Below are 19,778 nucleotides of genomic sequence, written 5' to 3'. Positions count from 1 at the left end.
CGCAGTAAAACGCATTCCACGTTTTTACTGCGATCCGATAGTCCGCTCCCTTTTTATCCTTGCTCAATCGTTCACATCCTTACAAACCGAATGCCAACGACCGATAGTCTTCAATTTCACGCACGCGCTTGGCCTTTTGCCGCACGTTTCGCAGCTTTCTTCTCAGCTTTTTCTTCGATTTCAATCTGCTTCTTTTCCGCCTGTTTACGTACCAGTTTTTCAGGTGACTTACCCAAAGCACAGATCGTAAACGTGATCGGTGTCGCAATCAGCATCCAGTATGGCCACTGAATCACATGGAACTCACACCAAGCCGTCCACTCTTCAGGAGTCGCCTTCGTGAAGCCATGTTCAAACCACCACCAAATGGTTGCCGAGTTATTTAGTGCAAACACCAGTGAAGCGCCCACAACCATCGCCGCAATCGCACTCACTGAGTTGCCACGTTTCTTCGTCAAAACAGCAACCAGGAACACGCCCAACAAGCCAGCATACGGATAAGACATCACACCCAATGCGAAGGAGAGCAGGTCGGTAAACGTTCTTGCAAGATAGATTGAAAGAACACCAAACACCGTCAGCATCACACCAACGATCGCAACCATGATTCGTGAGAAGAATAACGTCTTCTTCGAATCCAGTTTATGGCCCATCTTTTCAGCAATCGGTGCAATGATGTCCGTCACCGCTGTAGATGACATTGAGTTCACCGCACTGTCATACGTACTCATTGCAGCAGCCAGCAAACCAGCAACAGCCAAGCCTGCCACAATCGTTGGCATCTCATTCTTCATGAACATCGGGAATACAAACCCAGATGTTTCCTTTGATAGCACCTCAGCGGGCGCCATGATGTCAGGTCTCGCATAGTAGAACGACAGCAGCAGGCCCACGATCACAAACAGGAACACAACCGGGATACTGAACAAAATCGCACTCACCATCCCCCAGCTCGCTCTCGCCGGCGACTTCGTCGTCATCGTGCGCTGAACCATATCCTGGTCAACACCGTAACTCGCCATCGTGCCTAAGATCGATGCCAACGCCGCGATGAACGTAAACATTTTCCAGTATTCCAGTTCGCCAGCCTTGCTGATACCCCAGTCCCAAAGATTCAGCTTATTCTTAGTAAATACAGTGCCGTCTTCGTTCATCTTCTGAACCAGCACGGATCCTTTCGCTTCAGCGCTCAACGCATCATTCACAATCCCCGTATCCTCGATCGCCGGCGCCCCCTCAGCATTCCCCAGCACATTCGCCTCGACCTGCTGTACCTCATAAACCGCCGCTTCAGTCAGCTCCTTTATGACATCCGTATCAGCAGGCAAGCTGGTATAGATCCAAACAATCGCAAAGATCACAGCCCCTGTCATCACGAAGAACTGAATTACGTCCGTCCAGATCACCGCAGTAATCCCGCCAAACGCAACATAAACCACGCCAATAATCCCGAGAATAATCAGCGTGAAGATCATGAACATATCCTGCTCCAGGAATCGTTCCATGAAGCTCATGCTCTCTGTTTCAGGATTTAAAAATCGCTCGCCAAAGATCAATAACGCAAACGGGATACCCACCATATAGAAGCGTGAACCCGATGAAAGCAGCCGACCAAAGAAGAACGTGATACTCGCCGCGATCTTCGCACCGCTACCCATTCGTTGGCCTAGATAACCATAAATCGTCACCGTACCCGCTTTGTAGTACGCAGGAATCAGCATCGTTGCCACCAAAATCGCAGCAATGATCCCGCCGATATTCAAAATCATGTAACTGATGTCGCCGTTATACGTACTTTGTGGCACACCAATAAACGTTGCCGCAGACAACGCCGTTGCAAGCACCGAAATACTTGCCGCCCACGTTGGGATCTTTCGACCACCTAAGAAGTAAGTCTCTTCGTCTTTTTGTCCCCTCGACGCGAAAAGACCCACGACTACCATGACCGCCATGTACCCCAGGATTACAAACCAGTCCAGTGTGCCGAAAGCAGCAAGTGTGTACGTCATCAGTTCATCCAGAAAATGTGGTTACTTTACCTGCCAGAAAGATGTGAACCTCAGCTTTTAGCACAACTTCTATTACGAATTTCGCAATCAAAGCTTTCTCGCTTGCTCGACGACTCATCATCAATCCTTCAATTGTCAACGCCGCTCTACAGTACTAACGCTAAATATAAAAACAACTTATACGTTTAATACTTCAACTGTCGCAGAGCAATATCACCTCACACACATCAACCCATTCACCTGTTCCCTCCCCCCTTTTTCGCAAACATCTGTACGAAATTCCTTCCCCTTTTTCGTGTCAGATTGTTATATAATATACCGTATTTTCGCCCAAAACGTCAACGCAAACTTCGCTAGTTTCTCACATCATTCCCCCTTTCTCTGCCACAAAAAAACCCCGCCCGATAGGGCAGGGTTCTTATTCTTTTGTTGATATTACATTCGCCCTTCAGCAAGTCTCAAATCAGCGCGGTGAACCCGAACTTTTCCGGATCACCAACTCAGGCTGCAAGATCTGTGAATGCAATTCATGATCTTTGTTTGTCAGGTGCTCACGCATCGTCATCACCGCGTTGTAGCCAATATCAGCCAGTGGCTGTCTCAGTGTCGTCAGCGGCGGCGACAAGTGAGCTGCACTCGCCGGGTCGTCCACGCCCACCACCGAAATGTCTTCCGGTATTCGCAACCCGATCGTCGAAACAGCATCATACGTATCAAGCGACAGGAAGTACCCGCCTGCAAACACCGCCGTTGGCCTGTTCGCAATGTTCAATGCTCGTGTCAGCTTCATTTTATCTTGAGCCAGCAAATGCCAACTGCTCGCCTGCACAATCACACGATCCTCACGGGCAATACCCAGTTGGTCGCAAATCGCATCAAACCCCTTCACACGCTCTTGGCTGGTGCTCAATTCCCTCGCACCCACCACTAACACAAATCGTCTGTGCCCCAAGCTGTGCAAATGCCGGATCGCCTGATCCGCCAGATTCGCATTATCCACGTCAATCGATGGCGCGCCTTTGATCGACGATTTTGTCCCCACCACCAAGACCGGCTGATTGCGATTTAACTTATCCGCATACTCCAACAACTGTTGTTGTGTCGGATTGATCAGTAAATGCCCATCGCAATCCATTCGCGGATCGTTCTCAAAATGCATCATATTCAGGTCAATCGCATGCTCATGCGATGCCTGACGCATCCCCTCTAAGATTTGGCTGTGATAAATATCAGCAACCGATGCTTCACGTCTGATCACCAACCCAAAACGAAATTCTCTTGTCTTGCTCTTGCGATCCTCCACCACGAACGTACCACGCCCCTGCGTTCGCTCTAGATAGCCAACGTTCACCAAGTCTTGCAGCGCGCGATGCACTGTCACCAGTGACACACCCAGCTGGCGGCTCAATTCCTTCGTACTCGGCATCCGGCCACCAGGCAGAAAATGCCCCGTTTCTATTGCGCTAACAACCGTTTCCTTCACAACCTCGTACAGCGGACAACCCGCTCTCGCCTCGATCGGCTGCAATGTCTTAGTATTAGGAGATGGAGTTGTCGTCATGAATATCCTTCAATGTTCAGCATACGCTTCTCGTACGCCGTATTCCCCGTCAATCTCACCTGAACATACTTCACTTCAAGTATATCCCAGTATTAACTTAGGCTCGCTCTTGCTTGCCCAAATACAACCCAACTCAGCCCATTTCTCTCACTGTTCGCCCCATCCCAGCCGCTTACCCCGTCCCATGTTCCCATCCGTTATCCCCTCCTTTCGCTCCGTCCACACCAACATCCTGATTTGAAGGATCGATAGATTGCGCCAATCACTATTCAGTATCCTCGAATACCTAATTCTTGGCAATATAAATCTCCTTCAATCATACGACCATTTCCCTAATCCCACATCTCATTCTCCTAGCCCCAATCGAGACTGAATGTTCAGTTTTTCCAACCGACATCCTCCAAAATTCGACCCAAATGACCACAATCAGCTCTCAATACAACTGACGCAGCCCAACGGGATCCGTTTCACGACAATATAGACTTAATCGATCTTTTTTACGAAAATCGTACTAGACGTGTTCTCGCAATATGTCACATACAGTTTTTAAAAAAATACAGGTTAACCCTTGGATAATACCTAATCTCACCTATCATATATGGAACGCATTCCTCGATTCCCCCACGCGTCTCCCTCATAAATACGCATACCTCACCCCGCAAAATTTTTGACGCCTTCCTCCTTCCTCCGCAGCGGTTGAGCAATCAGTGATTGGGTCACGAACAACAACATCGAGTTTTCAACTAATGCGCATTCCTACCCGTCGTTTTGGCTTTGCCATTCTCTTCCTGCTCCTGTCCATTTTCACCCTGCCAGGCTGCTTGCAGGGTATCATTGCCGATCAGGTGCTCAAAGCGCCAAATCCCACCGCTTCTAACTTCACCATCAAAGTTAAAGCCAACGAAGACATCTCCCGGGATATCCCATTCCTTTTCGATGCCGCCAATGTCCTCCCCGTCGGCCGTGGCAAACATGCCGCCCTGATGACCTACTTTGTCGTCGAACCTAAGCCCAACTTTTACTACGTCCACTCCGATTTCTCTCTCCATGACGATAAACCTTGGGAGAAAGCTGTCCGTGACGCAGAACCCATGCCCATCGCTACGCACAACCGCACCATCTCCGCCGACTACCTCCCCTATCAACTCTGCATCACCATCTCTCATCCCGCTGTCAATGAAACCACACTCCGCCAAAAATATATCGCAAAACCACGCGGCACCATCATCCTTCTACAAGGTCACTCCGGCTACACCCGCAAAGAACCTTACCTCTGGCCACTCGCCGCTGTTCTCTCCAACCAAGGTTACCGTGTCATCATGCCCGACCTGCGCGGCCAAGGCGATTCTACCGGTGAACAGATCACTTTCGGCAAGCTCGAAACCCATGACCTCAAACAACTCGTTGACGACCTCCAAGACCGTAACCTCCTCTCAGGTAACCTCGGCATCATGGGTCACTCCTACGGCTCAATGATGTCCATCTTCGCCGGCGCCAACGACCCACGCATCAAAGCCATCGCCTCAATCTCCCCCAATAACTTCATGGCCGACACCACCGCGCCTATGAACATCGCAAAAATCTTCCACCCAGAACTCTACGCCACCCTTCAATCCCTCGGCGGTAACAACCTCGTCGAAGACGGCCTCCGTGAAGCCGCCTCACGTCTCCGCGTCAATCCCGACACCTTCTCACCCTCCACCGCCATCACCAAAACTCAAACCCCACTCCTCCTCCTCCACGGCACATCCGACCAGATCTGCCCGTCATATGCCTCCGAACAAATCCAAACCGCCCGCCCGAAAAACACAACACGCATCACCTTCCCCGGCGACGATCACTGGTCACTCCTCTATAAACAAGCCACTTGGCAATCCATCGTCAATTTCTTCGACACCAATCTCAATCCCGCCGCCGCACCGCGAACCAACGCCATCGCCGGCCTCCACTACCAACCCATGTCACACCAGGTGAGCATGCACTAATCCCCCCCCCCCCCCCCCTATGGACTTGCATCAGCCGCTGATATACACACGCATCAAGTTGCACGAACACAACAAAAACTCATCGAAACCAAACGCAATCAGACGCAATAACCATGCCTCAAAAGACGTATCCATTAACACATGGCTATAGCTAGTCAAACAAACTAATGATTAGATAGATATGAATATAGTATCCACCGCAATCATATGCACAGTTTATCTCATACAATGCCTACAGCTAATCATCGCTGCAGGCATACCTTTTCACAGATTCTTCTCCCGCAGTATCGTGTGACACGGTTTCGTCAGTTTTTCTGCTTCAATCTTTATCACTGCTTCTCCCCTTTTCGGTTCTTGTTGCTTCTCATCTTTCAGTCGTTACAACGACAAGAATCGATCTTCAAATATCGAATAGATCTCTCGCTTTATGTCTGGCGAAAAGATCGTTTGATCGTCCATCTCACCTAGCCGAAGCAATTAGAGATAACTAACGATTAGGTGGATGAGGAGAATTGTAAGAATAGATTTATTACACTTACCGCTCAATAGTCACCGTACGCAACAAAAAAAGCCCTGCTTTCGCAGGGCCTTAGTGGGAAATCAGTTCCCCTGCCACTTCACAGCAGCAGCTGTTGTATATCAAGACTAAATCGACTAACAGAAGGTTAGTCTTCTATGCCATTACGCTTCACCAGCATCGCTTTCGATTCTGCTTTCGCGCCATCAACTAACCCTTCACTAAATGCTACGCTATAGCGTTGTGGGTAGTTCGAGTGCTTGAACATATTCTGGTGATGTACCCAGACCTCATAGCTTTCCGCTTCAGGTAAATCTGCCACAGCAACCTTCGCGATAAGCTTCTTGCTCTTCGCATCGTACTTCGCGAATGCTTGTACGCCGTTCACATTGACGTTCACAGTCGATGCTACTGTACGCTCCTTGTCATGGCCCCACCACCCCTTATCGCTGCCATCATCAAGCACTGTCTCAATCACCATCTCAGAACCATCTATCTTTACGTTAGGTGCTTCCTGGGTTGGCCGTCCGCCATATGCGTACTCAGTCAAACCTTTGTAGATGGCATACGCTTCTCGCAGGTTATACTCTGCATCACGCAACCGTTGTTCTTCGTCGGGGTTCGTGTGAAACGAACTCTCACACAAAAACGCTGGCACGCGTGTCATCTTCAGCACGCCAAACCCCTTGGCATACATCTGCTGATCGTTCATGATCGGGCTCGTCTTCGCGACCTGTGTTCGCAGCGCCCATCCCAATTCATGTGCCACATACTTCGCCGGATCTAAATCTGGTTCCGACCACTTCACCGGCCCATGGAACCAAACTGTCGTATAGTTCGCCGTCGGCCCAGAGGCATTATGATGCAGCGATACAAACAAGTCCGCACCAACACCACCATCACGCTTCCGCACAATCGTGTTCGCAACTTCAGCACGCTCCGCCAAACTCATATCATATGAATCATCCGCACGCGTCAGTTTCACCTGCGCACCACTGTTCTCAAGCAGCGCCTTCAGGATCAAACCAACACGCAGATTGATCGCTGCCTCGCGTACGCCCGTTGGCCCGCGCTTCCAATTTTTCTTATGTGCATCACCACCATGACCCGGATCCAGTACAATCGTCCAGCCCTTCAAATGTTTCTCAGCCGGATGCACCGGGAACTCATACCCTTCACCCCATCCATTAAACGCATCTCGATCATTTTCGATGTAAGCCAGAATCTCCTCAACAGGCATCGGCTCACCTTTTTCAACACGCTCTAAGAACGCATCCACCTTTGTCGGCTTCTCAACGATCTTTGTCTGATCTACACAACCAACCAGCATCGCACTCGATAGTGTCAATCCCGCCAACCCAGTTAACATCATCCGCCTCATAGCTTAGCTCCGTTTATTCTTGATCTAGTCATGGAAATCAGATCCCACCGTCCGAAGTCTAATATAAGACTTGTCCCAACACTTATGCAAGTGTTATATTCACACTCATGAAATCAATTTACATCGCCATATTCGCTTTGTGTCTCACATCCCTCTTTGGCTGTGCCGTTACCCCATCTCCTCCCTTAGTTTCTTCAACCATCCACCGCACCGACCAAATCCTTGGCCGCTCCATCCAAGATCGCCCCATTTCCGCCACAACCCTCACCGACACCACCGCCACATCACCCGATACCGTCCTCCTCGTCTGCGGTATCCACGGCAACGAAGCCGCCGCGACCCCCGCTTTTTGGCGTCTTATCGGCTTCCTCGAACAAAACCCCGCTCTCCTCAAAGACCGCTCCGTCATCATCGTCCCAGCACTCAACCCCGACGGCATCGCCGCCAAGCAGCGCTTCAACGCCAACGGCATCGATTTAAACCGGAATTTTGGAGCAAATAACCGTAAAAACTCGAATCGCTATGGTAGGGAAGCCCTCTCAGAACCCGAATCTCAGATCCTCCATGACCTCATCCTCAACGCGAAGCCCGATCGCATCATCATGATGCATCAACCCCTCAAATGCATCGACTACGACGGCCCAGCACAACCCCTCGCCGAACACATGGGCAAATTCACCTCGCTCCCCGTCAAAAAACTCGGCTCTCGTCCCGGCTCCCTCGGCTCATGGGCTGGCAACGACCTCAATATCCCCATCATCACATTTGAACTCCACCGCGACGCCAACTCAATCCCCTCAATCGACATCTGGGATCGCTACATCGACTCAATCCTCGCCGCCATCACATTCCCCGACGACCCGACAATCACGACTACGGGCAAATAATCATTCCGGCTCAAACCAACAACCTTTAAACTGAACATCTAATCACACCTCCGCACACACCACACAGCCACACCTTCCATCACAACACGATTCACAGGGATAACAACATGACACGCAACTTCTTCAAATCATCCAGCCTCTTCGCGCTGCTCCTGCTTCTCTCATTCTCAACCGCGCTTTCTGCCCAAACCACCCTCTCCACCTCCGAGGTCAAAGAAAAGCTCGACGCGATCTTCAACCAGGAAAAATTCGCCAACGCATTCTGGGGCATCACCGTCGAGACCATCGACGGCGACATCATCTACCAGCAAAACCGCAACAAGCAGTTCACCCCTGCTTCTAACATGAAGATCTTCACCTCCGCCGCCACGCTCGACACCCTTGGCTCGGACTTCCGCTATGAAACCAAAGTCGACGCCGTCGGCTCAATCCGCAATGGTGCTCTCAACGGTGATCTCGTCATCGTCGGCTCCGCTGACCCGTCACTCGGTGCCTGGCATCCAGCCGGTAACACTGAATCAACCGCACTCTTCGCCGAGTGGGCACGCCAGATCAAAGAAGCCGGCATCGACAAAGTCTACGGCCGCATCATCGGCGACCCCCGCATCCTCCCCGTAGAATACTACAACGGCGACTGGTCTCTCTCTGACATCCCCTACTGGTACGCCGCAGGCTCCTCAGGCCTCAACATCGAAGAAAACACTGTCCGCATCTACATCGCCCCCGGCAAAAAAGTCGGCGACAAACCCATCCTCCGCATCGTCCCCGACACTGACTACATCAACATCGTCAACAAAGCCAAAACTGTTTCCGCCGGCCAATCCACCAACGCCGACGTTGTCTGGCGTGACCCAGAATCCAACACCGTCATCTTCTCTGGCAACGTCGCACTCGATAAAAAAGAATACCGCGAACGCGCCTCCATCTGGAACTCACCTAAATACGCAGCACACCTTTTCAAACAAGCGCTCCTCGACGCCGGTGTCGAAGTCCAAGGCAAAGCCTCCAATATCCGTGACCTCAAATCCTTCGAAATCGAAGGCATCGACAGCGCCTCTAAACGCACAACCGTCATCACCCACGTCTCACCATCACTTCACGACCTCGCAGCCGTCGTCAACAAACCTTCTCACAACCTCTTCGCCGATCTCTTCGGCCGCACCCTCGCCATCAACACCGGCAAATCAGGCTCATTCGCCTCCGCCGCCATCGCCGTCAAAGAATGGTTCAAATCAATCGACGGCCCGCAACCCGACGCCGTCAACATCTACGACGGTTCCGGCCTCTCATCACGCAATAACTTCCAACCTCGCCAGATGGTGCACCTCCTCCGATACATGGCCACCGATTCCAAAGCTAAAGAATCATTCATCCAATCACTCCCCATCGCCGGCGTCGATGGTTCCCTCGGCCGTCGTCTTAAAAACTCACCCGCTCGCGGTAAAGTCCGGGCCAAAACCGGCTACATCTCCTACGCACGCACACTCTCCGGCTACATCGAATCCGAAGCCGGACAACCCTTCATCTTCTCATTCATGTGCAACAACTACACCGTTCCAACCCGTGAAGTCAACGCCGCTCAAGACGCAGCTTGCGCCTACCTCTTCGACCCACTCGGCACCTACAACAAAAACAAAGAAGCCGAAAAGAAATAACCCTCCCACACACACTTGTTTTGACACATTTAAATCTCAAGCCCGACACCGCCGGTGTCGGGGTGTCTCCCAAACAAACACACATCTAACGATGAATTAGACATTCCTCAAACGCTCACATCCCGTGAGCGTTTTTTATATACCGACATCTCATCCATAGCCGCCGCGTGACGTATTGGGCCTCATCGCCGCAATTTCAAGCCCACGACCGCCGGTCGTGGGATGTTCTTCAATCAAACTTCCATTCGCCTGCAATCGCTTTCCTCCGCATCATGCCCAACTTCTTTTAACCACCCAACAGACGAGAACGAAAATTAAACGTCTACTAACTGCTGGGATCACTTCCGGGTGTACTTTCCAGCAATCATAAACATCTAATTAGGCATTAGGTTTAGTCAAAACGCTCACACTCATGAGTGTTTTATATACCGACATCCTATCCATAGCCGCCGCGACACCTCGCGGCGAGCCAATAAAATCCCTGTAACACAACCACCCAGGCATACTTCCAATCAAGCGAGAATCCCCATTGTCATCATTCCAATAATTCAAATACCCGCTTTTCCAAAAGTTTTCCGGGGGCTTCTGGGGGGGGCGGGCAAATCATAAACCCAAACCCCAAACCGCTCATCATTGCCATGTTTTTGCATCCCGATCACATACAAGTATCCCTCATCATCCATCCTCGATTCCACGATCGCATCCCAAGGCATCGCAATCTTACAAATCGCACTTGCCCGACGATCAACAAAAATCTCCCCATCCGTATTCATCTTGACGTCTCTTCCCATGATCCCCCCCATGTCCCCCTTCATATCTCCCCTCACGCGCCAGCGATTACTCATCTTTCGATCAATCGCCGGAATCGTGTAGGTAAAATTGCCCATATACGCAATATGTTTGCTGTATTCAACTGGCTTTGCTTCAAGCGGCTCACTCAAACTCATCCACCTATCACCCAATATTTCAAAAAACCGCTGACGATTCCCAACCTGATTATCTCCTTTTAAATGTTCCAACCGAAGCTTCATCAGTGCATCCTGAACCAACATCCAAGCCCCCACATTCATCTCCATAACATCCGCAAAACTGTTGTAATGGCCTAAAACTTTCTGATCAAAATCAAACACATAAAAGTGATGCCACGCCCTTTCGCCTAATCGCTTTGCTTCCCAGTGATTCGATTGATGCAGCAAATACAGCCCATCCGAAATCTTATACGACATCGTCTCGGGTCGGCCTCGAAGTAAATCATAAAACTCCGCCATACCGCTCTGATCAAACACAATTTCTTGCATTACATTTTTAGATTCATCCACCATAAACAGCCGATCGTGATGTGATCCAATCCATCCCTCATAAAACCATGTTCGATCGCCAAATCGAATCAACATCGGCGCTGTCGGCACCTGTCCTATATGAAGATTCTCCTGAGGCTTGCAATCCCAATCGTCTATTCCGCGAATAGAGATTGTTTTAATTTCAACCCGCCCCGCATCACCATCCTTCCCCCTCACTCTCCCTACCCCCTTTGCCCGCAGTACATTCACCTGCTGCACGCTATGCCCATCCACCACTTTCATCAGCTCATCACTCAACACCGCCTTGCACGCCCGGTACGCCCATCGGCTCTCATAATCCTTCCCTTTAAGCCAACTCTTGATCCCAAGCCGACGAATCATCTGATCATCACCCGCATAACTACTCTTCACTTTCACCCCATCGCCTGCCCCCATCACCTTCGCCATATTGTCCACCCACACATGCTCATTTTCCGCGCCAAACCAGAACACCCCCGTCATCGCAGCAATCAATACAGCACCGAAAACCATCGCCCATCGCCAACCGGTTCCTCCTTTGATCCGTTTCATCACCCGCCGCCGCTTACCGCTCTCGCCTACATCTTTCGCTCCGCATTCCGGGCATTGGCTCGCCCCTTGCTTCAAACCGCTCAGCCCATACCCGCAATGACTGCAGTAGGATTCACCAGGCCTCACATCCGCCAATTTCCTGCGCCGTCTATAGATTCCGACCATCCCAATCACGATCAACATCACCGCCATCAGCCCCGCAATCTCAATCCAGTAATGCCATCCCAGTCCCCACAAATCTATCCCCCGCGCATACTCAAGCATATAAACCCCGCCCCGCTCACCCTTTGATAGTAGACCCATCTCAACAAAGTCCACGTCCGAACCCATGACATACGTTGCCATCGGCTCAATCATTTCAATTCCCGGTTTTTCCATTACATCGCTTTTCAAAATAAATAGGATTAGTTCACCCATCATTCAAGACGTTTGCAGCCATGCTTTGTTTCTACTCGTTTAGAAAAAGACTCAGTTCAAGATCATGACAATCTGTGCGCAAAAATGGGATCGCGCGCACATCAAAGTCTTATACTCAATCTAATTGACGAATAGAATAAAAATAATCTGCTCACATATGCACACATCCGTGCGCATATGCAAACCGCGTGCCAAAAATGCGCTTTTGCATTTGCGCGCACAAACACGGAAATAAGCCCATTTCGCCTGTTCAAAACCAATCAAAACCAAACTTTTTTAGACCGTTTCTTTCAAAAACGTAATGGTTTCTAATCAAAACCAACCCAAAAGATCTACAGGAAACCCCCTGAAAATAGCAATCTGTGCGCCAAACCCCGCCGCGCCGCAGCGACTCGCTCGCAATATCTCAGCCATCTTTCAGTTGTTCAAACCGCCAAAAGAAAAGGGTCAGCCGAAGCTGACCCTTTAAGATATATCAGTTGTCTAATACAAGGTTGAATTATTTTTTACCCTTGATTTTCTTTACATCATCAATGATGCGATCCCACTGGAACGCTGGCCCCGGATCGATCTTGCGCTTGCTGACGTGGTAATGGCCTACCAAGCCTGAAAAATCTTTACCGTTTTCTGGCAAGACGGTCGTGATCAATTCACCATGCTCATCTCGTGGGTAATCCAATTTCATCTTCGGGAAGATTTCAGTAAGTGCAGCTGTCAGCTTGACTAATGATTCGTACTGCTGCGGCGTTAAATCGTATTGATAAAGATCGCGGCCCTGGACGTTGCCTTTGATCTTGTCATTAAACGATGGCCGACCAACAAAGTTAGGCGTCTTCACACCGCCATCGCCCAAACGTTCGGGGATACTGATGTAGGTTTTCTGATTTTCATCCCACTTGTACCACTGATCGAGTGCGTTGTTTTCTTTTGACAGCTCTTTCTTTGAGTATGCGCCAATGTTCGCAATCTCAATCCCAACCGAGCGGTCATTCGATGTCCCAGCATGCCATGCACGTTCTTTCAGGTCCATCGTTTGGTAAATCGTGCCATCAATATCGAGCATGAAGTGTACGGATAATCCACGCATATCATGCAACACGCGGAAGCAGACTTCACTCGTACCACAGACGTCGTAGTGATACACGAACTGATCCACAACCTCTTGCAGTTGCTCAAGTTCCCAGCCGCCGCCGCGGATCTGCTCGAGTTCATCTTTGGACCACATCCCTTGGCTGGGCTTGCCGTAGCGAAGGTTGTAACGGTTTGGGGTATCAATCGACTCTTTGATATTTTCCCATTTGCCGCTGTCGATATCGCCGAAACGTTTATCAACACGGTATGCATCGTATCCACCCGGATCGGTCCAGAGTACGACAGGAGCGCCGACGTTGAATCGTTGGCCAGCAACGATGATTTCCTGATTTGAACGCTCGATTTTTGCACCGGGCTTTACTTCTTGCGGGGTGGTACATGCGGTCATGGCGAGTGTCGTTGCGGCGAGACAGGCGGTGATCGCAGCGGCCTTGATGGTTTTGGTTTTGTTGATGTGTGAATCCATCTTCAACGTATCCTTATAAATAGAAAGCTCTTGTGTGAGCAAACAAGCGGGCGCTTGGTGGTTGGCGCTTGGTGGTTTGTGAATTTGAATGCTGTGCGTAGAGGCGAGTGTGAGGAGCGTTTTTGTGGTAACGATGATGTTGAACACATCGTTGTGCTTAGGTGTTATATAAGTCTTATCAGATTAACACAAAATTGGGCAAATCACAGGGGGAATTTTCAGGGATTGAATGAAAATGTTATGTGGAGGGGCTTAGCGTGGTCAGGGGAGGGGTGTCGCAAATGGGGGGCGTATTGAAGGGGTTATTTGAGAGAAAAGAAGCACCCTGTTTTAGCAGGGTGCTTCTTGATGAATTTAAGAATCAACAATCATACTTTGGAAGTACGGATTGAGTTGCAGGTTGTCAGCGGTTGCTGTTTTGGAGAAACGCTGGCTGGCCTGAAGGTTAAGTCATTGGATATCAGTATGTATCCAGTGCTAAACCCGTTGCAGCTATGAATCATTTTCAGGTCTGCGTGATTCTTAAATTGCACACATACAATGAGTGGTTGATGAGGCTCTGAGATCGATGGTGCACATTGCGTGGTGCATCATCTGTTGCGGTAAGAGAGGGTTGGGGAGAACTGTAGCGAGCGATGTTGTGGTTTTATTTGCGGCGGCGCATGAATGCGAGTGAGCCGAGACCGAGCAAAGCGAGTGATGCGGGTTCAGGAACGTCGGTGAGGCCGGTTTCGGCGTGAGTGATGGTATCGATAAAGATTTCGAAGTTAGCGCCTTCTTTGCCGCCGATGTAGAGTGAATCGATGGATATTTTGGCTTCATCGACTTGGCCGTTGCCGAGACCACCGGGGTATGCGAATACGTCCCAGTCATCGTTGTTGTCGAGTGACCACTGAACCATGTGCCAGTTGCCGTCTGCGATGGCATCGACTTTGACGGCGGTATCTGCTGTGCCGGGATCATCGATGGTGAGTGCGAGTTTGACGGCTTGATCGGCGTATTGTGAATCGAGTTTGTAGTAGTAGCCGAGGTAGCCGTTGGCATCGACTTTTGGGTTGGCGGCGGTGATGGTTGCGTTTTTGTTGACGATGTAACGAGCGTCAGGCGCTTGGTCTGCGGCGCTTGCAACGATCTTAATTTTTGCGGCTTTTGTGCTGTTGTATCCGCCGTCGACGATTTCGAGTGTACTCTCAGCACCGATATTCTGGTTGCTGCCTGAGGTGGTGATGGCGTAGCTGAAGTTGACGGTATCTGTGTCTGTATCCCAGGTGCCTTCGTAGTCTTGGTAAACCATGCCAGCGAAAGAAGTGGATGCCAATGTCATGGCGGTGAGGCCGGCTAAGGCAAGTCGTGTTGATCTCATAAGATCCTCCGGTAAGTAGAAGATGCATGGAAAGGAACAAATATAAAGCGAACTGATACGCATATTTAGCAGATAGGAACGAAATTGAGGCTAGCTAGAACTGTGCGTAGCCTGAAAGGTCATTGTCTTGGGCAGGCGGAGGTGAAAAGATAAAGATGAGCTACAGCATTTATTTGGGTCGAGTATACGTTTCCTAAAAGAACAGTCAATGAAAATATTAAAGAATTCGTTATATGGAATGAATCCGCGATGGCGTGTAAAGGGTGTGTTGAGAGAGAAAGAGAAAGGGTGTACAGAAGAGGGGACAGGGGGGGAGATGGGGGGATGAAAAAAACGCCACGGTGTTGGCCGCGGCGTTTTGTAATTTGAATGGGTGGGGATGGGTTTACTTGCGACGGCGTAGTGCGACGAGAGCGCCGAGGCTGAGGAGTGCGAGTGAGGCTGGCTCTGGAACTGCGACAGTTTCGAGTTTGATGTTGTCGAAGATGAGGCCGCCACCTGTGGAGGAGTAGTTTGAAGGGCCGCCGATGCGGAGTTCACCGAAGCCGCTTGCCCAAGCGTCGCCGGAGAGATCGGTGGTTGTTTCGTAGAGATCTTCGCCGTCGCTGCTGATATCAAAGACGGATGTGATGCTGTCGAGACCGAATTCGATGTTGAAGGAATGCCAACCTTCGACTTGTGTTTTTTCGATCTGTACCCAGCTTGGTGATGCACCAGGGAAGTTAACGATACGTGTGGCATAGCCGGATGGGTTGTTGTAGATGCCGAATTCAAAGAGTGGGTTGGCACCATTACGTAAACCGATTGAGATACGTTTGTTACCAACACCATCATCGTAGTATGTGCCACTAAGGACGACATTTGTCGAGGCGGTTGGCGCGAGGTTGTCGAGTGCGATGCTGTTGACTTGGCCACCGTTGTGTGACATGGCGTTGCCGGATCCGCCGACTGTGGTTGCGTCGACGAGCGTTCCGAGGCCTGCGTCTCCCCAGACAGCTTGCATGGCAGCGGTATCTGAATAGGAATCGAAATTATCTTCGACGATGACGGCGGCTGAGGCGGATGTTGCAATACCAAGTGCAGCAGCACCGGTTAGAGCTAGGAGCGTACTTCTCATATGTTTCCTCCGAGGGAAAAGATGTGTAGGGCAAAAATATGAAACAATTCAAACACAAATACTACGAATCGAAAAAAAAGATTGCAGTGAAAATCAGTCGTAAGGGCAGAGGTCGCACGGTCATTGAGGTTGAGAACAAATTTGACTGGGTATGACGGCTGAGTAGCTGCGTGTAAATTAAGCGTTAGTACTGGTGAAAATAAGATCAGTGCCTAATAATTATATAATTAAGTATAAGTATATATCACGTCAATGAACATTCAATCATTTAAAGAGGGTGATTTGTATAAGAATTAATGAGAAGGTTGTAAATGATTGAATTAGAGAGAGGTTAGGGCGAGATTTAGATTGGGCGAACGAGTCGATATGGGGGTCGAAGAAACGTGCGTGGGATGTGGATAAGTGGGCATGTATGGGAAAAGCGCAAAACAAAACGCTCACCAAAGGGTGAGCGTTTTGCGGTATTTGATTGTCTAAAGCGTGGAAAACAGAGGTTTTTCACGACGATAGGTGTGCTGTGTGGGTTTATTTGCGGCGGCGCATGAATGCGAGTGAGCCGAGGCCGAGCAATGCGAGTGAGGCTGGTTCGGGGACAGCAATTGTTTCGAGTTTGATGTTGTCGTATGCGAGGCCACCACCAGCAGATGATAGGCCTGATGGGCCACCCATGCGTACTTCGACGAAGCCGGGTGATGCTGCCCAGAGGGTTTCATCAAGAGCGATATCGAGTGTGCCGTCGATTGTGCCGTCGCTGCCGAGGTCAATGGTGACGTTGACGTTATCGAGTGTGAAGATGGCTTCTAAGAGGTGCCAGCCTTCGGTTGCGCCTTCGGTGGAGAGCTGTACCCAGCTTGGGTTCGCACCGGGGAAGTTGACTGCACGAGCAGCGTATGAAGTATCGAGTAGGCCGTTGTAGCGACCCATTTCGAAGAGCGGGGTTGCGCCGTTGCGGAAGCCGATGGCGCTACGCTTGTTACCGGCACCATCATCGTAGATGCGGCCAGTGAGTTTGATGGATTCAGTCGCGGTGGGTTTGAGTTCGGTGATTGCGTGAATTGCAGTGTTGTTAGCACCGTTTGGAGCGGAGCCGTCCATGAGGATGGCGTTGCCGCCATTGTCGTCGGTAACAATGGAAGCAGTGGTGGTTGCAGACCATGTAGGGCTTATATCGCCAATGGTTGCGTAGCTATCGAAGTTATCTTCGAAGATGACAGCGGCATTGGCTTGGGCTACGAAGCAGAACGCTGCAGCACCGGTCAAAGTTAGTAGGGTCCCTCTCATCGAGTTTCCTCCTTAGTGAAATGAAAGATGTGACTGAACACGATTGATGTTCAAATGTCAGAAAGATACAGAACATATTTTGCTGCCCGGTAAAGATATGAAACGGGGGTGGGCAGTACAGAAGATTGTCATGCATGGTTTTGGCAACAGAGTAGGAGCTGCAAAGAACCGGCATGCGATTGGTATGAATCTGGGGCTGGGGTACGGTGAACTGAATGTGAGGAATTGTGGTATTTCTGATTACAGAAAAATGATTGAACTGCTGCGGGGAAAGGCATAAATGATTGTAAATTCAGCAGATACGGAGTAATCAGTTTTTGTGATACTTCTATAACAAAGGTCTAGTTTACCCGGCAAATAGGTCAGTGACAACACTTTTTTGTCTATTTTATATATGATACAAATCGATGTAAAGATGGATAAAGTATATGTTTAAAAGCTATTTGTGCATATAGGCTGAGATTGATTGAAGCGTGTCGAAAAAAAAAGTCTGGTGATTGGGCGTTAAAGTTATAGAATAATATTTGAGCTATACGTGCAGGCAGATGTGAGAGACCAGTCGGTCATGTATGGAGGGCATCCACTCGGTGGGTTGTGTAAGACTGAGTGCGTGATGCGTGGCAATTTGAGAGAGACATCATTAAGGGAGAGTCGCAGATGCAGCAGTCGAAGAGAGACACCGTACGTTTTGGTATGAACTGTTTATGTGGGGCATTGTTGGCGGGCGGGATGAGTTTGATGATGAGTGGTGAAGCGGGTGCGATAGATTACATGTGGCGGATGGAAGATATTACAGTCGAGGGAGGTGAGTGGGGTAATCAGTTTGATGGTGTATACAACTTAGAAGATACGTATTTGCCGGGCGTTGTGGATTGTGAGAATGGTGCAGCGGGTACGGAAGCGTTGAAGGCGCAGGCGGTGGCGGCGAGAACGTTTGCTTATTACAAGATGTACAACTGGGGCAAGATTCAAAACGGGCAGGGGGATCAGGTTTTCAGAACGCCGGGGAAGCAAGACCCACGGCAGAAGCATAAGGATGCTGTAAAAGCGACGGCGGGTGAGATACTGACGTTTAATGGGAAGTATATTGCGTCGTTTTATGTTGCTGGGAGTAAGGTTAGTGAGTTGCCGCTGAAGCCTGGTGATGACACGCCAAAGGATTTCTGGTGGGACTATCCAACTGAAAAATATGTGACGTACAACTATCCAAATGACAAATGGGGCGATAACAATCAGGGGTCAACGCTTGGATCGTTGGCGAATCCGATCAATCGTGGGTGTATGTCGCAGAATGGGGCGGATTATTTAGCTGATCTGGGTTGGAACTATATGGACATTCTAAAATATTACTACGGTGGTGATATTCAGCTTGAGAGTGTGATGCGTAAGACGTGGACGGATCAGGCGAAATTTGAGAAGCGTAGCTTGGCGGATTTCGAATCGCCTACATGGCAGCAATCCAAGTCGAAATCAGGGATATTTGGGCATTCGCCGCTGTATTCTGGTAGCAATAAGCATATTGGAGCGGGGACGACGACCTCATTGCTTGATGACGCAGGAATGGCTCACTCAGGTGATGGCTCACAGAAGATCGTTATTGATTATGATGAGGCAACAGACACGTCCGATTCAGGATATTTTCTGCGTCACGTCGCTGGGGTTCAGAATGTTCAGAATTCGATGATCGCGTCGAAGACAGCGAACGTATTACTGGAGGCAGAGGGGTCGGTCGGGGTATGGCTGAAGACAGAAGCAGACGACATGAAGGTGTCGATTGCTGTGGATGATAATGCGGATGGGTACAGTGCGGCAGTCGGAACGGGCGATCGTGGTGTGAAGTTTGATGTGATTGGTGACGGTGAGTGGCATAAATATGAGTGGTTCTTTGAGGATGCGGATTATTGGGAAGCTTGGACGGGTGGTGGTAATGGGGAGATTGGTATGAGGTTCTCGCTGGATTCGATCCAATTGTTTGGAAAATCGGATACGGTGGTTTATATGGATGATGTCTTTTATGACATGAGTGCGGTTGCTGTACCGATCCCAGAGCCTGCGAGTTTGTTGGTGTTTGGTGGAGTGATGGGTATGCTGCTGAGGCGGCGTGGTAAATAAGAGGAAACATTAGATTTGGGCGTCAGGCGATGGGCTGATGTTCGAACGTTTTAGAATTCTATTA

At 49.8% G+C, this 19,778-nt stretch carries 14 protein-coding genes; 6 read left to right on the top strand and 8 right to left on the bottom strand.

Going from position 1 to position 19,778, the window contains the following annotated elements; genetic code table 11:
- Positions 1-116: 116 nt before the first annotated feature.
- Both KS4_RS15670 and KS4_RS15665 read right to left on the bottom strand, forming a co-directional pair.
- Positions 117-2,009: a sodium:solute symporter family transporter gene (locus KS4_RS15670; RefSeq protein WP_145080309.1), complete on the bottom strand. Its 1,893-nt coding sequence runs from the start codon at positions 2,007-2,009 to the stop codon at positions 117-119.
- Positions 2,010-2,472: 463 nt separating this feature from the next.
- Positions 2,473-3,570 carry a LacI family DNA-binding transcriptional regulator gene (locus KS4_RS15665; protein WP_145080306.1) on the bottom strand — a complete coding sequence of 366 codons (1,098 nt, stop codon included), beginning with the start codon at positions 3,568-3,570 and terminating at the stop codon, positions 2,473-2,475.
- 746 nt (positions 3,571-4,316) lie between these two features.
- On the opposite strand from KS4_RS15665, the gene KS4_RS15660 reads away from it, so the two are divergent.
- Positions 4,317-5,555, top strand: coding sequence for an alpha/beta hydrolase family protein (locus tag KS4_RS15660; RefSeq protein ID WP_145080303.1), 1,239 nt, complete (start codon positions 4,317-4,319; stop codon positions 5,553-5,555).
- A gap of 665 nt (positions 5,556-6,220) precedes the next feature.
- Here KS4_RS15660 and KS4_RS15655 read toward each other — a convergent pair.
- A complete protein-coding gene (locus KS4_RS15655; protein ID WP_145080301.1) occupies positions 6,221-7,453 on the bottom strand; it encodes an N-acetylmuramoyl-L-alanine amidase family protein in 1,233 nt (410 codons plus the stop codon).
- A gap of 107 nt (positions 7,454-7,560) precedes the next feature.
- Here KS4_RS15655 and KS4_RS15650 point away from each other — a divergent pair, with 107 nt between their 5' ends.
- Together KS4_RS15650 and dacB are read left to right on the top strand one after the other, a co-directional pair.
- On the top strand, positions 7,561-8,340 hold the full coding sequence (locus tag KS4_RS15650) for a DUF2817 domain-containing protein (RefSeq protein WP_145080298.1): 780 nt from the start codon (positions 7,561-7,563) through the stop codon (positions 8,338-8,340).
- Positions 8,341-8,447: 107 nt separating this feature from the next.
- Positions 8,448-9,995, top strand: coding sequence for a D-alanyl-D-alanine carboxypeptidase/D-alanyl-D-alanine endopeptidase (gene dacB, locus KS4_RS15645; RefSeq protein ID WP_145080295.1), 1,548 nt, complete (start codon positions 8,448-8,450; stop codon positions 9,993-9,995).
- A 548-nt stretch (positions 9,996-10,543) separates the two neighbouring features.
- On the opposite strand, the gene KS4_RS15640 is transcribed toward dacB, so the two are convergent.
- Both KS4_RS15640 and KS4_RS15635 read right to left on the bottom strand, forming a co-directional pair.
- Complete coding sequence (locus tag KS4_RS15640; RefSeq protein WP_145080292.1) at positions 10,544-12,244, bottom strand: zinc ribbon domain-containing protein; 1,701 nt, start codon at positions 12,242-12,244, stop codon at positions 10,544-10,546.
- Between the two features lie 538 nt (positions 12,245-12,782).
- Positions 12,783-13,841: an N-acetylmuramoyl-L-alanine amidase gene (locus KS4_RS15635; RefSeq protein ID WP_145080289.1), complete on the bottom strand. Its 1,059-nt coding sequence runs from the start codon at positions 13,839-13,841 to the stop codon at positions 12,783-12,785.
- A gap of 348 nt (positions 13,842-14,189) precedes the next feature.
- Between KS4_RS15635 and KS4_RS17765 the strand changes: the two genes are divergently transcribed.
- Positions 14,190-14,339 carry a hypothetical protein gene (locus KS4_RS17765; protein WP_200761350.1) on the top strand — a complete coding sequence of 50 codons (150 nt, stop codon included), beginning with the start codon at positions 14,190-14,192 and terminating at the stop codon, positions 14,337-14,339.
- Between the two features lie 148 nt (positions 14,340-14,487).
- On the opposite strand, the gene KS4_RS15630 is transcribed toward KS4_RS17765, so the two are convergent.
- The 3 genes from KS4_RS15630 to KS4_RS15620 form a co-directional block, all read right to left on the bottom strand.
- Entirely contained in the window at positions 14,488-15,204 is a 717-nt protein-coding gene (locus tag KS4_RS15630; RefSeq protein WP_200761349.1) for a PEP-CTERM sorting domain-containing protein, read from the bottom strand.
- Positions 15,205-15,589: 385 nt separating this feature from the next.
- Positions 15,590-16,321, bottom strand: a complete 732-nt coding sequence (locus KS4_RS15625; protein WP_145080284.1) for a PEP-CTERM sorting domain-containing protein — start codon at positions 16,319-16,321, stop codon at positions 15,590-15,592.
- Positions 16,322-16,846: 525 nt separating this feature from the next.
- The gene (locus KS4_RS15620) at positions 16,847-17,602 is read right to left on the bottom strand and encodes a PEP-CTERM sorting domain-containing protein (protein WP_145080281.1); all 756 of its coding nucleotides are present in this window, start codon (positions 17,600-17,602) and stop codon (positions 16,847-16,849) included.
- 46 nt (positions 17,603-17,648) lie between these two features.
- Here KS4_RS15620 and KS4_RS15615 point away from each other — a divergent pair, with 46 nt between their 5' ends.
- Together KS4_RS15615 and KS4_RS15610 are read left to right on the top strand one after the other, a co-directional pair.
- Complete coding sequence (locus tag KS4_RS15615; RefSeq protein WP_145080278.1) at positions 17,649-17,882, top strand: hypothetical protein; 234 nt, start codon at positions 17,649-17,651, stop codon at positions 17,880-17,882.
- Between the two features lie 377 nt (positions 17,883-18,259).
- Complete coding sequence (locus KS4_RS15610; RefSeq protein ID WP_145081754.1) at positions 18,260-19,714, top strand: SpoIID/LytB domain-containing protein; 1,455 nt, start codon at positions 18,260-18,262, stop codon at positions 19,712-19,714.
- Positions 19,715-19,778 lie beyond the last annotated feature (64 nt).

This window comes from Poriferisphaera corsica, assembly GCF_007747445.1.
GTDB classification, from domain to species: Bacteria; Planctomycetota; Phycisphaerae; order Phycisphaerales; family Phycisphaeraceae; genus Poriferisphaera; species Poriferisphaera corsica.
This window is presented reverse-complemented; position numbering and strand designations above follow the sequence as displayed.

Excerpts from the sequence above, each read along its gene's own strand:
- KS4_RS15620 (WP_145080281.1), bottom strand. The coding sequence starts at position 17,602 with ATGAGAGGGACCCTACTAACTTTGACCGGTGCTGCAGCGTTCTGCTTC.
- KS4_RS15640 (WP_145080292.1), bottom strand. The coding sequence starts at position 12,244 with ATGGAAAAACCGGGAATTGAAATGATTGAGCCGATGGCAACGTATGTC.
- dacB (WP_145080295.1), top strand. The coding sequence starts at position 8,448 with ATGACACGCAACTTCTTCAAATCATCCAGCCTCTTCGCGCTGCTCCTG.
- KS4_RS15635 (WP_145080289.1), bottom strand. The coding sequence starts at position 13,841 with ATGGATTCACACATCAACAAAACCAAAACCATCAAGGCCGCTGCGATC.
- KS4_RS15660 (WP_145080303.1), top strand. The coding sequence starts at position 4,317 with ATGCGCATTCCTACCCGTCGTTTTGGCTTTGCCATTCTCTTCCTGCTC.
- KS4_RS15670 (WP_145080309.1), bottom strand. The coding sequence starts at position 2,009 with ATGACGTACACACTTGCTGCTTTCGGCACACTGGACTGGTTTGTAATC.
- KS4_RS15650 (WP_145080298.1), top strand. The coding sequence starts at position 7,561 with ATGAAATCAATTTACATCGCCATATTCGCTTTGTGTCTCACATCCCTC.
- KS4_RS15630 (WP_200761349.1), bottom strand. The coding sequence starts at position 15,204 with ATGAGATCAACACGACTTGCCTTAGCCGGCCTCACCGCCATGACATTG.
- KS4_RS17765 (WP_200761350.1), top strand. The coding sequence starts at position 14,190 with ATGAATTTAAGAATCAACAATCATACTTTGGAAGTACGGATTGAGTTG.
- KS4_RS15625 (WP_145080284.1), bottom strand. The coding sequence starts at position 16,321 with ATGAGAAGTACGCTCCTAGCTCTAACCGGTGCTGCTGCACTTGGTATT.
- KS4_RS15610 (WP_145081754.1), top strand. The coding sequence starts at position 18,260 with ATGCAGCAGTCGAAGAGAGACACCGTACGTTTTGGTATGAACTGTTTA.
- KS4_RS15615 (WP_145080278.1), top strand. The coding sequence starts at position 17,649 with ATGTTCAAATGTCAGAAAGATACAGAACATATTTTGCTGCCCGGTAAA.
- KS4_RS15655 (WP_145080301.1), bottom strand. The coding sequence starts at position 7,453 with ATGAGGCGGATGATGTTAACTGGGTTGGCGGGATTGACACTATCGAGT.
- KS4_RS15665 (WP_145080306.1), bottom strand. The coding sequence starts at position 3,570 with ATGACGACAACTCCATCTCCTAATACTAAGACATTGCAGCCGATCGAG.